The following is a 15,897-nucleotide window of genomic DNA, read 5'->3' on the forward strand; positions in this document are numbered from 1 at the left end:
CTCGGACCATCAGGTACACCGGGTTGATGCCATCGCGAGCAAGCCCGCTCCCACAGGTCTGGCTGAAATATGCGCAAAAAAAACGGAGCCCCGAAGGCTCCGTTTTTTCAAACCACTGACCCGGATCAGGCCAGTTTTTTGTGCCGTACGCGGTGCGGCTGGGCAGCTGCATCGCCCAAACGCTTTTTACGGTCGGCTTCGTACTCGGTGTAGTTGCCTTCGAAGAACACCGCTTGGGAGTCGTCTTCGTACGCCAGGATGTGGGTCGCGACGCGGTCAAGGAACCACCGATCGTGAGAGATCACAATGGCGGCGCCCGGGAAGTCCAACAGAGCTTCTTCCAGCGAACGCAGGGTTTCAACGTCGAGGTCGTTGGAAGGTTCGTCGAGCAGCAACACGTTGCCGCCCTCTTTCAAGGTCAGCGCCAGGTGCAAACGACCGCGCTCACCGCCAGAGAGGTCTTTGACGAACTTCTGCTGGTCGCCGCCCTTGAAGTTGAAACGGCCCACGTAGGTGCGCGACGGGATTTCATAGTTGCCGATGCGGATCTGGTCGGAGCCGTCGGAAATCTGCTGGAACACGGTTTTGCTGCCGTCGAGGTCTTCGCGGCTCTGGTCCACGCAGGCAAGCTGCACGGTGTCGCCGACTTCGATGCTGCCCGAATCCGGTGTTTCCTTGCCCATCAGCATGCGGAACAGCGTGGATTTACCCGCACCGTTACCACCAATAACGCCGACGATCGCGCCTTTTGGCATGCTGAACGACAGGTTGTCGATCAGCACGCGGTCGCCATAGCCTTTGGAAACGTTTTTGAACTCAATCACCTTGTCACCCAGGCGCGGACCGGCCGGGATGTAGATTTCATTGGTTTCGCTGCGTTTCTGGAACTCCTGCGACTGCATTTCTTCAAAGCGTTGCAGACGTGCCTTGGATTTCGACTGGCGGGCCTTGGCGCCTTTGCGCACCCACTCCAGTTCTTCCTTCATGGCTTTTTCGTGAGCCGATTGCTGCTTGGATTCGGCGGCCAGACGGTCGGACTTGGCTTCGAGCCAGCCGGAGTAGTTGCCCTCGTAAGGGATACCGGCGCCACGGTCGAGCTCCAGAATCCAGCCCGCTACGTTGTCGAGGAAGTAGCGGTCGTGCGTGATCGCAACCACGGTGCCCGGGAAATCGTGCAGGAAGTGCTCCAGCCAGGCGACGGAATCGGCGTCCAAGTGGTTGGTCGGTTCGTCGAGCAACAGCATGTCGGGTGCCGACAGCAGCAGGCGGCACAGGGCCACACGGCGTTTTTCACCACCGGAGAGGAATTCGATCTTGGCATCCCACGCCGGCAGGCGCAGCGCATCGGCGGCGACTTCGAGTTGGCGCTCAAGGTTGTGACCGTCGCCCGCTTGCAGGATGGCTTCGAGCTTGGCCTGTTCGGCAGCCAGCTTATCGAAGTCGGCATCTTCTTCAGCGTAAGCGGCGTAAACCTCGTCCAGGCGGGCCTGGGCGTTCTTGATCACGCTGACCGCTTCTTCAACCACTTCACGCACGGTCTTGGTCGGATCGAGAATAGGCTCTTGCGGCAGGTAACCGATGTTCAGTTCCGGCATCGGGCGGGCTTCGCCTTCGAACTCGGTGTCGACGCCGGCCATGATTTTCAACAGCGTGGACTTACCCGAACCGTTGAGGCCGAGCACGCCAATTTTGGCGCCGGGGAAGAAGGACAACGAAATATTTTTCAGGATTTCCCGCTTCGGCGGAACAACTTTTCCCAGCCGATGCATGGTGAATACGTATTGAGCCATGGTGAACCTAGCGTCAGTGACAGATGAATTAAGCGGGCGAAGCCCGTGCCAGGCCATGCGCCGCGCGGGCCGTTGATGGTGATCAATGCCTGCGTGCGGAAGAAGCCTGAATGTCTGGGGCTGGAACGCCCTCGCGTAACCTTCAAAGCTACCTGAATGCGCTTGGTCAGTCCAGCCAGGCGGGACTGGCACTTTGCCACAACTCAAGGCATGCTAGCCGCCCTTCGGGCGTCCGGCTTATAGTGCACGTCGCGCGCCAGCTCAGCCAAACCGCAGGATCACAGCTTGTCCAAAGTCACGTCGCCTACGCCCCTGCGCGCTGCTCACTTAGCGCCGGGAGCGCCCCTGCACGGCACCTTTAAAGGCGCGTTGGCGACGCTTGTGCTGATGTTGCTCGCGTTATTGTTCTGGCAACTGCTCGACCAGTTGCAGCAAAACCAGAAGAACCAGCAGCAGTACACCATCGACTACAGCGCCGACCTGGCTGAACAGATCAGCCTGAACATGGCGCTGAGCGCAAAAATCGCGATGAATTTGCTGCCGATCGTCGAGCCGCCGCGCAACGACGAACAGCATCAGGCCTTGATGCGCACCTTGCAACGCTCGTTGCCGGAGCTGCGCAGCGTGGCGTTGCTCAGCGCCAGCGGTGCGCTGATCAGCGACAGCGCCAAAGACAGCCAGGACAGCGCGTTGCTGACAGAACTGGTGCAGCGCAGCCAGGCGCAACCGTATTACCTGAGCAACAACGCCGACGGCACGCTCATCTATTTGCTGCTGCACCAGCCCAGCGGCGGCTCAAAAATGTACTGGGCACTGCGCCTGGCCCCCAATTACCTGACCAACCTCAACGGCCAGGACGCCCAAGGCCCGCGCCCGATGTGGGCCATCGAGAACCGCCTGAACCATCACGTGGTCAGCCGTGACACCGGCATGCCGGCGCAGTGGCCCACCGCGCTGACCCCGGATGAACTGAATAAAAGCGTGCTGGTAACGCCGCTGAGCAGAAGCGACTGGCAATTGCGCGGGCTGTTCGACCGCAACGCCGTGCTGGAGCAGTTACTGCCGGCGTTTATCGGCAAATGCTTGTTGGGCCTGGCCTTCTCGCTGATCCCGTTGGTGGTGCTGCTGAACATGCGCCGCCGCCAGCGCCAGGTGCATGAAGGCCGCCGGCGTTATCAGGATATTTTCGAAGGCACCGGCGTGGCCTTGTGCGTGCTGGACCTGTCGGGGTTGAAAGGCTTTTTCGACAAGACAAAACTGCAGACCCGCGAGCAATTGCAGGCCTGGCTGCACAACAACGCTGAGCAGCGACAGCAATTGCTCAAGGAGTTGCGCATCACCGAGGTCAACCAAGTCGCCGTGCGCCTGTTGGGCGTCGGCTCTTGCGAGGAGGCGTGGGAACGCCTGATTGATGATCGCTCGGGCAATGCCACGGCCATCGGCCACTCCGTGCTTGAGGCGGTGCTGACCCAGCAAAAGCAGTTGGAACTGGAAATCCAGCTCAACGACGCCGCAGGCAACGAACAATACCTGTGGCTGGTGATGCGCCTGCCGGAGCAGCAAGACGACTTCAAGGCGGTGATCCTCAGCATCAGCGACATCACCAGCCGCAAGCTGATCGAGCTGTCACTGGTGGAGCGCGAAAGCTTTTGGTCCGACGTGGTGCGCACGTGCCCGACCACCTGTACGTGCAGGACGTGATCAGCCAGCGCATTATTTTCAGCAACCATCACCTCGGCCACACCCTGGGCTATGACAAAGTAGCGCTGCAGCAAATGGGCGACTACTTCTGGGAAATCCTGCTGCACCCCGAAGACGCCGAGCATTACCACGACCTGCGCCAGCAACAACGTGAAACCGGCTACGCGAACCAGTTGCAGTGCCAGTTGCGCTTTCGCCACCGCAATAACCAATGGCGGCGCTTTGATATTCGCGAGCAGGCCCTGGCGCGCGACAAGAGCGCGCAAGTCACCCGAATCATCGGCGTGGCCAAAGACATTACCGACCAGATTGAAGCCAGCGAATCGCTGCGCGACAGCGAGCAGCGCTACCGCATGCTGGCCGAAAGCATCAGCGACGTGATTTGCTCCACCGACAGCCAGCTGGCGCTCAACTACATCAGCCCGTCGGTCAGCGCCGTGCTGGGCTATGACGTGGAATGGGTGCTGAAAAACGGCTGGCAGTCGATTATTGCCAACCCGCAGCAACTCACCGGCATTTATAGCCTGGTCGAGCAGGTCAGCCGCGCGCTCGGCGACGTCGAGGCGCTGAACACGCTGCGCGATCAATTGCAGAGCCGGCTGTTCGTCTTCGATTGCCTGCGCGCCGATGGCCGCAAAGTACCGATTGAGCTGCGCCTGGTATTGGTCTGGGATGAACATGGCGCGTTTGAAGGCATTCTTGGCGTGGGCCGCGACATCAGCCAGCAACGGCGCGCCGAGAAAGACCTGCGCATGGCCGCCACGGTGTTCGAACACTCAACGTCGGCGATCCTGATCACCGACCCGGCGGGCTATATCGTGCAGGCCAACGAGGCGTTCAGCCGCGTCAGCGGTTATGCCGTGGCGGATGTGCTCGACCAGTTGCCGAACATGCTGACCGTCGACGAACAGCAGGAAGCCCACCTGCGCTATGTGCTCAAACAATTGCACCAGCACAGCACGTGGGAAGGCGAGGTCTGGCTGAAACGCCTGAATGGCGAGCATTACCCGGCCTGGGTCGGCATTACCGCGGTGTTCGACGATGAAGGCGACTTGGCCAGCTATGTGTGTTTTTTCAGCGACATCAGCGAGCGCAAGGCCAGCGAACAGCGCATCCACCGCCTGGCCTATTACGACGCCCTGACCCACCTGCCCAACCGCACGCTGTTTCAGGACCGCCTGCACACCGCGTTGCAGTCGGCGGAGCGGCAGAAGTCGTGGGTGGTGCTGATGTTCCTCGACCTCGACCGCTTCAAGCCGATCAACGATTCGCTGGGCCACGCCGCGGGCGACCGCATGCTCAAAGAGATGGCCACGCGCCTGCTGGGCTGCGTGGCCGAAGACGACACCGTGGCGCGCATGGGTGGCGACGAGTTCACCTTGCTCCTGCAACCGCGCGTCAGCCGTGAGATGGCGTTGAACCGCGCGATCAATGTGGCCGAGCAGATCCTCGCCAGCCTGGTGAAGCCGTTTGTGCTGGAAGGTCGCGAGTTCTTCGTGACCGCCAGTATCGGCATCGCCCTCAGCCCGCAAGACGGCAACGAGCTGAGCCAGTTGATGAAGAACGCCGACACCGCGATGTATCACGCTAAAGAACGCGGCAAAAATAACTTCCAGTTCTACCAGGCCGACATGAACGCCAGCGCCCTTGAGCGCCTGGAGCTCGAAAGCGACCTGCGCCACGCGCTGGAACAGGACGAATTCGTGCTGTATTACCAGCCGCAATTCAGTGGTGACGGCAAACGCTTGACCGGCGCCGAAGCCTTGCTGCGCTGGCGCCACCCGCGTCGCGGGCTGGTGCCGCCGGGTGATTTTATTCCGGTGCTGGAGGAATTGGGCCTGGTGGTAGACGTGGGCGACTGGGTGCTCGGCGAAGCGTGTCGCCAGCTTAAAACCTGGCACCAGAACAAGGTGCGGGTGCCGAAAGTCTCCGTGAACATCTCGGCGCGGCAGTTCTCGGATGGCCAACTGGGCGAACGCATCGCCAGCATTCTGCGCGACACGGGCCTGCCACCGGCGTGCCTGGAGCTGGAGCTGACCGAAAGTATCCTGATGCGTGAGGTCAACGAGGCGATGCAGATCCTCGCCAGCTTGAAAAACCTCGGCCTGAGCATCGCGGTGGATGACTTTGGTACGGGTTACTCGTCGCTGAACTACCTCAAGCAGTTCCCTATCGACGTGTTGAAGATAGACCGCACGTTCGTCGACGGCCTGCCGTCCGGCGAGCAGGACGCGCAAATCGCCCGCGCGATTATCGCCATGGCCCACAGCCTCAACCTCGCGGTCATCGCCGAGGGCGTCGAGACGCATGAGCAGTTGGATTTCCTGCGTGAGCATGGCTGCGACGAAGTGCAGGGTTATCTGTTCGGGCGGCCGATGCCGGCGAACCGGTTCGAAGCGCAGTTCAGCAATGATGCGCTGTTCTTGCTTGACTGAGGTTTTGTGGGGGGGGCTGATGGCCCCATCGCGAGCAAGCCCGCTCCCACATTTTGATCTGTGAATACATTCAAATGTGGGAGCGGGCTTGCTCGCGATGAGGCCCACCCAAACACCGCCTATCCGCAGATGAATCCCGCTTGTCCGCGACATGATGTCCTTTCATATGCCATCTAAAACCCGTTGGGTTAGAATGCCCTTCTTTTCTGCCCCCGATCCTTGAGGACCGCCATGTTCAGCCGTGATTTGACTATTGCCAAGTACGACGCCGATCTCTTTGCCGCCATGGAGCAAGAAGCCGTGCGCCAGGAAGAGCACATTGAGCTGATCGCTTCGGAAAACTACACCAGCCCTGCGGTCATGGAGGCTCAAGGTTCGGTGCTGACCAACAAGTACGCCGAAGGCTACCCAGGCAAGCGCTACTACGGTGGTTGCGAATACGTCGACGTGGTTGAGCAACTGGCCATCGACCGTGCCAAGGAACTGTTCGGCGCCGATTACGCCAACGTGCAGCCGCACGCCGGCTCGCAGGCCAACAGCGCGGTTTACCTGGCCCTGCTGCAAGGCGGCGACACCATTTTGGGCATGAGCTTGGCGCACGGCGGTCACCTGACCCACGGCGCCAGCGTTTCCTCTTCGGGCAAGCTGTACAACGCGGTTCAATACGGCATCGACGCCAACGGCCTGATCGACTACGACGAAGTCGAGCGCCTGGCGGTTGAGCACAAGCCAAAAATGATCGTGGCCGGTTTCTCTGCCTACTCGCAGATTCTGGACTTCCCGCGCTTCCGTGAAATCGCCGACAAAGTGGGCGCCTACCTGTTCGTCGACATGGCTCACGTAGCCGGTCTGGTCGCCGCTGGCGTGTACCCGAACCCGGTGCCTTACGCTGACGTGGTGACCACCACGACGCACAAAACCCTGCGCGGCCCACGTGGCGGCCTGATCCTGGCGCGCGCCAACGCCGAGATCGAGAAGAAGCTCAACTCCGCCGTATTCCCGGGCGCCCAGGGTGGCCCGCTGGAGCACGTGATCGCCGCCAAAGCGATCTGCTTCAAGGAAGCGCTGCAGCCTGAGTTCAAGACTTACCAGCAACAAGTGGTGAAAAACGCCAAGGCCATGGCTGGCGTGTTCATCGAACGCGGCTACGATGTGGTTTCCGGCGGTACTGAAAACCACCTGTTCCTGCTGTCGCTGATCAAGCAGGACATTTCCGGTAAAGATGCTGACGCCGCGTTGGGCAAAGCCTTCATCACCGTGAACAAGAACTCCGTGCCGAACGACCCACGTTCGCCGTTCGTCACTTCCGGCCTGCGCTTCGGCACCCCGGCAGTGACCACACGTGGCTTCAAGGAAGCAGAGTGCAAGGAACTGGCCGGCTGGATCTGCGACATCCTGGCGGATCTTTCCAACGAAGCCGTGATTGACGCGGTACGTGAGAAGGTCAAGGCCATCTGCAAAAAGCTGCCGGTATACGGCGCTTGATTGCAGTTGCTTGAATAAAAAGCCCGGCTTATGAGCCGGGCTTTTTTATGCCTGAAAACGCTGCTTGCTCAATCTGAAATGCAATCAAATTGTGGGAGGGGGCTTGCTCCCACAGTTTTTGGCTGCATTTCAGGTCAGGTCAGGTCAGGGTTGGTAGACCTTGGCAAAACCTTCGCGGATCTTGTCTTCCGGCAACTCGTCGGCAATAAACACGATCACACTTTCGCGCGCGCAGCCTTCGGCCCATTCGGTGTCCCAATCGAACCCGTAGAGTTTGAGCACGCCCTGGAACACCATGCGCCGGTCTTCGCCGGCAATATTGAGCACGCCTTTGTAGCGCAGCAACTGCTTGCCGTGGTCTTCCAGCAGGTCGTTCATGAACGCGCTGAGGCGGTCAATATCCAGCGGCTGGTCGGTGCGCAGCACAAGGCTCGAAATACGGTCTACAGACGGCGCAGCAACCACCGGGCGCAGGCTCATGCCGGCGTTGAGGTTGAAGCCGCGCACGTCCAGCAACTCGGCCAGGTCGATGGCGCCGTGGTCGACCACACGAATCGGCGCACGCCGGTTGATGCGGGTCAGGCGCTGGCTAAGGGCGTCGAAGGTCGCCGTGTCGACCAGGTCGCGTTTGCTCACCAGCAAGCGGTCGGCGAAACCGATTTGCGCCTGCGCGATGGTCTGGGCCAGGTGCTGGTCGGCGTGGGCCGCGTCGACCAACGTGATAATGCCGTCGAGGATGTAGCGCTCGCGCAGTTCTTCATCGATGAAAAACGTCTGCGCCACCGGCGCCGGGTCGGCAAGGCCGGTGCACTCGATCACCAGGCGGTCGAAGGCGATCTCGCCGCTGTCCAGGCGTTCCAGCAGCAGGTACAGCGCTTTGGTCAGGTCGGTGTGGATGGTGCAGCACACGCAGCCATTGGACAGGGTCATGACTTGCACCGGCTCGGCACCCAACAGTTGGGTGTCGATACCGGCGTCACTGAATTCGTTTTCGATCACGGCGATTTTCAAGCCGTGTTCGGCCTTGAGCAGGTGGCGCAACAAGGTGGTTTTACCCGCGCCGAGGAAGCCGCTGAGAATGGTGACGGGGATGGGAGAGGACAAAGAGATTCTCCTTTTTAGATGAAATAACTGAAGGAACGCAAAACAAATGTGGGAGCGGGCTTGCTCGCGAAGGCGGTGTATCAGTCTCAGTATGCATCAACTGACACGCCGCAATCGCGAGCAAGCCCGCTCCCACATGGGGCACTACACGCCCAACTTATCGGGCTAGCAACACTTTGGCCCACCCTTGCCGCCGTAACGGGCTTCCTGGCGTTCCCGGAAGAACGCCTTGTAGTCCATCATCGGTTTGCCCGGGTGTTTGGTTTGCATATGCTCGACGTAGGTGTCGTAGTCGGGCATGCCGACCATCAGGCGCGCGGCCTGACCGAGGTATTTACCGAGGCGACTGATGTCATTGAACATGCTTGCACTCCTCGCTTACGCGTCCGGTATGGCCTGGAACGGGGCTTCTTTATCCGTGCGTTCTTTGTTGCCCCAGGCGGCAATGCCAACCTTGAGCGCATAGAACAGGATGCTGAACACCACGAACAGGAACAGCGCCGTAAGCGTTGCGTTGGTGTAGGCGTTCCAGATCACGTGCTGCATCTGGTCGATGTTCTTCGCCGGGGCGAGGATCTGGCCGTTGGCCAGCGCATCACTGTACTTTTTGGCCAGCGACAGAAAGCCGATCGCCGGGTTGGCGTCGAACAGCTTGATGAAGCCTGCGGTGGTGGTGCAAATCAGCAGCCACACAGCGGGCAACATGGTCACCCAAATGTAGCGCTGGCGTTTCATTTTGATCAGCACAACGGTGGCGAGCATCAGCGCGATACCGGCCAGCATCTGGTTAGAGATACCGAACAGCGGCCACAAGGTGTTGATGCCACCCAATGGGTCGATCACGCCTTGGTACAGCAAGTAACCCCACATCGCCACACAGCCCGCCGTGGCAATCAGGTTGGCGGTCCACGACTCGGTACGCTTGAGCGACGGCACGAACGAACCGAGCAGGTCTTGCAGCATGAAACGACCGGCTCGGGTGCCGGCGTCAACCGCGGTCAAGATGAACAGTGCTTCAAACAAAATCGCAAAGTGGTACCAGAATGCCATGGTGTTTTCACCCGGCAACACACTGTGCAGAATTTGCGCGATACCCACCGCCAGCGTCGGCGCACCCCCGGCACGCGCCAGGATGGTGGTTTCACCAATGTCATGCGCGACGGCTTGCAGCGCTTCCGGTGTGATCGCAAAGCCCCAACTGCTGACCGTTTGCGCAACCGTTACCACGTCTGCGCCCACTACGGCAGCGGGGCTGTTCATGGCGAAGTAAACGCCTGGCTCGATCACCGAGGCGGCAACCATGGCCATGATCGCGACGAACGATTCCATCAGCATCGCGCCGTAACCGATGTAGCGCGAGTTGACTTCGTTATCCAGCAGCTTGGGCGTGGTGCCCGAAGAGATCAGCGCGTGGAAACCCGAGACCGCGCCACAGGCAATGGTAATGAACAGGAACGGGAACAGGCCGCCCTTCCACACCGGGCCGGTGCCGTCGGTGAACTGCGTCAGCGCCGGCATTTTCAGCTCGGGCATGGTGACCAGAATGCCAATCGCGAGCGCAACGATGGTGCCGATTTTGAGGAAGGTAGACAGGTAGTCACGCGGCGCCAGGATCAGCCAAATCGGCAGTACCGCTGCGACGAAACCGTAGCCGATCAGCATCCAGGTGATCTGAATGCCGGTAAACGAGAAGGCCTTGGCCCACACCGGGTCAGCCGCGATTTGCCCGCCCAGCCAGATCGAGCCGAGCAGCAACAGCACGCCGATAATCGAGATTTCGCCAATGCGGCCGGGGCGGATGTAGCGCATGTACACGCCCATGAACATCGCGATCGGGATGGTCGCCATCACCGTAAAGATGCCCCACGGGCTCTCGGCCAAGGCCTTGACCACGATCAGCGCCAGCACCGCGAGGATGATGATCATGATCAGGAAGCAGCCAAACAGCGCAATAGTGCCGGGAATGCGGCCCATCTCTTCGCGAACCATGTCGCCCAGCGAACGGCCGTTGCGCCGCGTGGACATGAACAAGACCATGAAGTCTTGCACCGCGCCTGCCAGCACCACCCCGGCAATCAGCCACAGCGTGCCGGGCAGGTAGCCCATTTGCGCCGCCAGCACCGGGCCGACCAACGGGCCTGCACCGGCAATCGCCGCAAAGTGGTGACCGAAAAGAATGTGTTTGTTGGTCGGCACATAGTCCAGACCATCGTTGTTGACCACTGCGGGGGTGGCCCGTAGCGGGTTCAGTTGCATCACGTGGGTCGCGATGAACAAACTGTAGTAACGGTATGCAACCAGGTAGATGGCCACGGCAGCGACCACGATCCACAAGGCGTTGATCGCCTCGCCGCGGCGCAAGGCCACTACGCCAAGGGCGCCTGCTCCTACGATTGCCAGCAGCAGCCAGGGTAAGTGGCGTAGCAGGCTATTATTATTTTTCATTTTTATATTCCAGCCAGGGTGGACAGAAGGACAGCCATCCCGAGTTTAGCGCTACTTGCTTTAAAGACCAGCCCCCTACATTGGTCTAGAGCCTTCAAGGGGCCAAAAAGCAGAAAACCCGACTCAATAATGGCGCAGGGCTACAATTGCCTCATTCACCGAGGGTTTCACCATGAACGAGCAACCGTCTGATCGTCGCCGCTTTCGCCGGATCGCCTTTGACGCCAAAACCGAACTTCGCCAAAACAGCCAGAAATGGTCGGTGCAGTTAGTCGATTTGTCGCTGAAAGGTTTGTTGGTGCAACGGCCGCAGGCTTGGCTGGGCAGCGCCGACGCCGCTTTCGATGTGGATATTCACCTTGACGCTGAAACCGACGTGCAGATGCAGGTGCGCCTGACTCACAATGATCACGGGCAGTTGGGTTTTGTGTGCGAGCACATTGACCTGGACTCGATCAGCCACTTGCGCAGGCTGATCGAGTTGAACCTGGGTGATGAGGATGAGCTGCACCGGGAGCTGGCGGCGTTGTTGGAAATCTAACGGCAACACCTGTCAAATGTGCGAGGGGGCCTGCGCCCGATAGCAGTGTGTCAGGCACTTATGTGTCGCTGACAGGCCGCTATCGGGAGCAAGCCCCCTCCCACAGGTTAGCTAGTTAGTCTGTTTGGCGGGTTATTCGAACAATGCATCCAGGGCTTGTTCCAGGCGCGTGACGCCGATCACCTGCAGCCCCGGCGGCATTTCCTTCGGCGCATTGCCTTTGGGCACGATCGCGCGCTTGAAGCCGTGCTTGGCGGCTTCCTTCAGGCGCTCCTGGCCGCTGGGCACCGGGCGCACTTCGCCCGACAGGCCCACTTCACCAAACACCAGCAGGTCATGCGGCAGTGGTTTGTTGCGCAGGCTGGACATCACCGCCGCCATCAAGGCCAGGTCGGACGCGGTTTCCAAGACCTTGACCCCGCCGACCACGTTGAGGAACACGTCCTGGTCGTGGGTCGGGATGCCGCCGTGACGGTGCAACACCGCGAGCAGCATCGCCAGGCGGTTTTGATCCAGGCCAAGCGTGACCCGGCGCGGGTTGGCCAAGTGGCTGTCATCGACCAGCGCCTGCACTTCCACCAGCATCGGGCGGGTGCCTTCCCACGTCGCCATCACCACACTGCCAGGGACTTCTTCCTGCGCACGCGTGAGAAAAATCGCCGACGGGTTAGAGACTTCTTTCAGGCCGCGGTCGGTCATGGCAAACACGCCCAATTCGTTCACGGCGCCAAAGCGGTTTTTCACCGCGCGCAGCAGGCGTAACCGACCATCGGACTCGCCTTCAAAATACAACACGGTGTCGACCATATGCTCAAGCACCCGTGGCCCGGCCAGCGCGCCTTCTTTGGTGACGTGGCCGACCAAAAAGATCGCCGTGCCGCTCTGCTTGGCATACCGCACCAGCAGCGCCGCGCTTTCGCGCACCTGAGACACGCCGCCCGGTGCCGATTGCAGTTGCTCGGTGAAAATCGTCTGGATCGAGTCGATCACCATCACCTTGGGCTTTTCGATGCGGGCCGTGGCGATGATGCTTTCGATGCAGGTTTCGGTCATCACCCGCAGTTGGTCCTGAGGTAAACCCAGACGACGCGCACGCATGGCCACTTGCTGCTGGGATTCTTCGCCGGTGACGTACAGCGCCGGCATGCGGCTGGCGATGCTGCACAGGGTTTGCAGAAGAATGGTCGATTTACCAATGCCGGGGTCGCCGCCGATCAGCACCACTGAGCCGTCCACCAGGCCGCCGCCGAGTACGCGGTCGAGTTCCCCGGAAGCCGTAGAGAAACGCGGAATCTCTTCGACGCTGACTTCGGCCAGGGTCTTGATCTGCGCCTGTTGCCCGGTCCAGCCGGCGCGGCCGGTGGGGGCTGCAGCGCCGCCGCTTTCGATCATGGTTTCAGTCAGGGTGTTCCACGCGCCGCACTCGGTGCACTGGCCAGCCCACTTGGGAAAGGTCGCGCCGCACTCGGTGCAGCCGTACATGCGCTTGGCCTTTGCCATTCAAGAACCTCCAACCGAAAAACCGCGATAATAGCTCAGCGCGCGCCGGGGTCCGGATTTCACCACTGGCCAATCGTGAAGCACTGTTGCCGATAGGGTCTTCAGCGTTGAGGTCGGCGCCTTTGGCCTTTAGCTCATCGAGCAATTCGACGCGCTTGAACAGCCCGGCGTACATCGCTGCGGTCTGCCCGGCGCCGTTGCGTTGGTCGGGGTTGCAGTCGGTCGACAGCAGGCGTTGAGCGATTTTCAGCTCGCCTTTGAAAATAGCGCCCATCAGCGCGGTATTGCCGCGTTTGTCCTGCACGCAGGCATCGGCACCGGCGTTGAGCAGGCGCTCCACGAACGAGCCTTGGCCATGATAGGCGGCAAGAATCAGCGCGGTATAACCCTTATCATCCTGGGTGTTGAGGCTGTAGCCAGAGTCGATAAAGGTGTTGAGCATGTCGACATCGCCACGGCGCGCGGCATCGAAATAGTAGTCCTGTAACTGCGCTTTGAGCACCGCCGGGTCGGGGGACTCGGCATGGGCGACAAAAGCGAGCATTGCCAGCAGTAAACCAATTGAAATACGCATGGGCTTTTCTCCTCAAGAGGTCGACGCCCGAAAGCAGGGCGTCGACTGTCACCAACGTCAGTCAGTCAGCTTGTCCGCCAACGCCTTCACGCGGGCCAGGTCACCCTTGGCGACCTTGGTCACGCCGGTGCCGTATTCCGGGTCGGCCTTGTAGAGGAACGACAGAATGATGTGCTTGCTCTCGTCATCGGTGGTGGTCAGCGAGCCGCCGAAGTTTTCGATCAAGTCTTCACGCTCTTTCTTGTTGTAGGAGCGGTACAGGTCACCGGCCTGCTTGAAGTTCTGCTCGCGCTGGATCTTCGCTTGCTGGGTGCTGCCCGACAGCGCCAGTTGGCTGTAACGCGCGTCTTTTGGCTCTTCGCGAGGCTCCAGGCGGCTTGGCTGGTAGTTCACGCCGCTGGTGGTTTTGCCGCTGTTCAGCGTGCCGTCCTGGTTACCATTGTTAACGGTGACGCGTGGGGCGTTGATCGGCAGTTGCAGGGCATTCGCGCCCAGGCGATACATTTGGGTGTCGGCGTAGGAGAACACGCGGCCTTGCAGCAGGCGATCCTCAGACGGCTCGATGCCCGGCACCAGGTTGGCCGGGGCCATGGCGACTTGCTCGGTTTCCTGGAAGACGTTGCCCGGGTTGCGGTTCAGCACCATTTGCCCGACTTTGCGCTCAGGCACATTTGGCCAGATCTTGGTGGCGTCCAGCGGGTCGAAATCAAACTTGGCCAGGTCTTCAGGCTTGAGCACCTGCACGTACAGGTCCCACTTGGGGAAGTCGCCCTTGTTGATATGCGTGACCAAGTCATTGGTCATATGGCTGTAATCACGGCCCTGCACTTCGGTGACTTGCTTGGGATCAAGGTTCTTGATGCCTTGCAGGCTCTTCCAGTGAAACTTGACGTAGTGCACTTCGCCTTTGGCGTTGATCAGCTTGTAGGCGTGCACGCCGTTGCCGTCCATCTCGCGGTAGCTGGCCGGGGTGCCCGAGTCGGAATACAGCTCGGTGAGTGTGCGGGTGGACTCTGGTACATGCGAGAAGAAGTCAAAGCGGCGCGAGTCGTCGTCGAGGTTGGTGCGCGGGTCCGGCTTGAAGGCGTGAACCATGTCCGGGAATTTAATTGCATCGCGAATAAAGAACGTCGGGAAGTTGTTGCCGACCAGGTCCCAGTTACCGTCGGCGGTATAGAACTTGGTGGCGAAGCCGCGCGGGTCGCGCAGGGTTTCCGGCGAATGGTTGCCGTGCACCACAGCAGAGAAACGCACGAATACCGGCGTGGCTTCACCGGCGGCGAATACCTTGGCCTTGGTCAGGTCGCTGAGGTTGTCGGTCACGGTGAATGTACCGTGGGCGCCGGTACCTCGGGCGTGCACCACACGCTCGGGGATGCGTTCACGGTCAAAGCGTTGCAACTTCTGAATCAACTGCACGTCTTGCAACAGCACCGGGCCAGTGGCTCCGGCGGTTTGCGAGTTCTGGTTATCGCCAACGGCGGCGCCGTTATCGCGGGTCAGGTTTGCGGCGTGTACGGAGAGAGAAAGCAGGCTTACGCTCACCAGTGCCAGCGCATATCGCGCTGAAACCGGCCCGCGGCTCATTGGACTCTTCATCATGGTTTCCTCTGGTTTTTTTAGTACACATTCAGTTGTGCTTGTCAGAGGCTAATGACCTGAACGCCAGAAGATAAATAGAAAACCTGTACCTGCTCGATAAAGAAAATAATGTGGCCCGCCACCGAAATAGCGAGTATTTCGCGCGCGATTACTGGCACTTTGCAAACTATTTACGATTTGATGTGTCGATAAAAATCAACGGTGTAAACGGTTGTGTCGGGCAAGCCCTCTGCGACTGACTTACACTGCCATTCACTCTACTCATCTGTAACAAGGAATAACCTATGGGCGTGATCAGTGAATTCAAGGCCTTCGCGGTCAAAGGTAATGTGGTCGATATGGCCGTCGGTATCATCATCGGCGCGGCCTTCGGCAAAATTGTTTCCTCGTTCGTAGGCGACGTAGTGATGCCACCGCTCGGTCTGTTGATCGGCGGTGTGGACTTTGGTGATTTGGCGGTGACGCTCAAAGCCGCCCAAGGCGATGTGCCAGCAGTGGTGCTGGCCTATGGCAAGTTCATCCAGAGCGTGGTCGACTTTTTGATCGTCGCGTTCGCGATCTTCATGGGCGTGAAGGCCATCAACCGCCTGAAGCGCGAAGAGGCCGTGGCCCCCACTTTGCCGCCGACGCCGACGAAGCAAGAGGTGCTGCTGAGCGAGATCCGTGATCTGCTCAAGGCACAGAACGACAAGCCGCTTTAATCAGCACCGGCTTGGAAAA

The 15,897-nt window shown here is 60.0% G+C and carries 9 protein-coding genes and 2 pseudogenes; 4 read left to right on the forward strand and 7 right to left on the reverse strand.

Annotated elements, in window-relative coordinates:
• Positions 1 to 125 precede the first annotated feature (125 nt).
• The gene (gene ettA / locus F0169_RS13400) at positions 126 to 1,790 is read right to left on the reverse strand and encodes an energy-dependent translational throttle protein EttA (RefSeq protein ID WP_058415065.1); all 1,665 of its coding nucleotides are present in this window, start codon (positions 1,788 to 1,790) and stop codon (positions 126 to 128) included.
• Between the two features lie 285 nt (positions 1,791 to 2,075).
• Here ettA and F0169_RS13405 point away from each other — a divergent pair.
• Together F0169_RS13405 and glyA are read left to right on the forward strand one after the other, a co-directional pair.
• Positions 2,076 to 5,926: pseudogene (locus F0169_RS13405) on the forward strand (sensor domain-containing protein).
• Positions 5,927 to 6,157: 231 nt separating this feature from the next.
• Positions 6,158 to 7,411 carry a serine hydroxymethyltransferase gene (glyA, locus tag F0169_RS13410; protein WP_058415063.1) on the forward strand — a complete coding sequence of 418 codons (1,254 nt, stop codon included), beginning with the start codon at positions 6,158 to 6,160 and terminating at the stop codon, positions 7,409 to 7,411.
• A 144-nt stretch (positions 7,412 to 7,555) separates the two neighbouring features.
• On the opposite strand, the gene yjiA is transcribed toward glyA, so the two are convergent.
• The 3 genes from yjiA to F0169_RS13425 form a co-directional block, all read right to left on the reverse strand.
• A complete protein-coding gene (gene yjiA, locus F0169_RS13415; RefSeq protein WP_152746804.1) occupies positions 7,556 to 8,515 on the reverse strand; it encodes a GTPase in 960 nt (319 codons plus the stop codon).
• 165 nt (positions 8,516 to 8,680) lie between these two features.
• Positions 8,681 to 8,878 carry a YbdD/YjiX family protein gene (locus F0169_RS13420; protein WP_058415061.1) on the reverse strand — a complete coding sequence of 66 codons (198 nt, stop codon included), beginning with the start codon at positions 8,876 to 8,878 and terminating at the stop codon, positions 8,681 to 8,683.
• Positions 8,879 to 8,893: 15 nt separating this feature from the next.
• Complete coding sequence (locus F0169_RS13425; RefSeq protein WP_058415060.1) at positions 8,894 to 10,960, reverse strand: carbon starvation CstA family protein; 2,067 nt, start codon at positions 10,958 to 10,960, stop codon at positions 8,894 to 8,896.
• Between the two features lie 172 nt (positions 10,961 to 11,132).
• On the opposite strand from F0169_RS13425, the gene F0169_RS13430 reads away from it, so the two are divergent.
• Positions 11,133 to 11,501, forward strand: a complete 369-nt coding sequence (locus F0169_RS13430; RefSeq protein WP_152746805.1) for a PilZ domain-containing protein — start codon at positions 11,133 to 11,135, stop codon at positions 11,499 to 11,501.
• Positions 11,502 to 11,633: 132 nt separating this feature from the next.
• Here the strand turns inward: F0169_RS13430 and radA are convergent, their stop codons facing one another.
• From radA to katB, 3 genes and pseudogenes are all read right to left on the reverse strand, one after another.
• Positions 11,634 to 13,001, reverse strand: coding sequence for a DNA repair protein RadA (gene radA, locus F0169_RS13435; protein WP_058415058.1), 1,368 nt, complete (start codon positions 12,999 to 13,001; stop codon positions 11,634 to 11,636).
• A 43-nt stretch (positions 13,002 to 13,044) separates the two neighbouring features.
• Positions 13,045 to 13,575: pseudogene (locus tag F0169_RS13440) on the reverse strand (ankyrin repeat domain-containing protein); the annotation flags it as partial.
• A gap of 57 nt (positions 13,576 to 13,632) precedes the next feature.
• Positions 13,633 to 15,174, reverse strand: coding sequence for a catalase KatB (katB, locus tag F0169_RS13445; RefSeq protein WP_152746806.1), 1,542 nt, complete (start codon positions 15,172 to 15,174; stop codon positions 13,633 to 13,635).
• 287 nt (positions 15,175 to 15,461) lie between these two features.
• Between katB and mscL the strand changes: the two genes are divergently transcribed.
• Positions 15,462 to 15,878: a large-conductance mechanosensitive channel protein MscL gene (gene mscL, locus F0169_RS13450; protein ID WP_058415055.1), complete on the forward strand. Its 417-nt coding sequence runs from the start codon at positions 15,462 to 15,464 to the stop codon at positions 15,876 to 15,878.
• The last annotated feature ends 19 nt before the right edge of the window (positions 15,879 to 15,897 follow it).

It is taken from the genome of Pseudomonas kitaguniensis (assembly GCF_009296165.1).
Classification (GTDB): Bacteria; Pseudomonadota; Gammaproteobacteria; order Pseudomonadales; family Pseudomonadaceae; genus Aquipseudomonas; species Aquipseudomonas kitaguniensis.

Excerpts from the sequence above, each read along its gene's own strand:
- ettA (WP_058415065.1), bottom strand. The coding sequence starts at position 1,790 with ATGGCTCAATACGTATTCACCATGCATCGGCTGGGAAAAGTTGTTCCG.
- glyA (WP_058415063.1), top strand. The coding sequence starts at position 6,158 with ATGTTCAGCCGTGATTTGACTATTGCCAAGTACGACGCCGATCTCTTT.
- F0169_RS13420 (WP_058415061.1), bottom strand. The coding sequence starts at position 8,878 with ATGTTCAATGACATCAGTCGCCTCGGTAAATACCTCGGTCAGGCCGCG.
- F0169_RS13425 (WP_058415060.1), bottom strand. The coding sequence starts at position 10,960 with ATGAAAAATAATAATAGCCTGCTACGCCACTTACCCTGGCTGCTGCTG.
- F0169_RS13430 (WP_152746805.1), top strand. The coding sequence starts at position 11,133 with ATGAACGAGCAACCGTCTGATCGTCGCCGCTTTCGCCGGATCGCCTTT.
- radA (WP_058415058.1), bottom strand. The coding sequence starts at position 13,001 with ATGGCAAAGGCCAAGCGCATGTACGGCTGCACCGAGTGCGGCGCGACC.
- katB (WP_152746806.1), bottom strand. The coding sequence starts at position 15,174 with ATGAAGAGTCCAATGAGCCGCGGGCCGGTTTCAGCGCGATATGCGCTG.
- mscL (WP_058415055.1), top strand. The coding sequence starts at position 15,462 with ATGGGCGTGATCAGTGAATTCAAGGCCTTCGCGGTCAAAGGTAATGTG.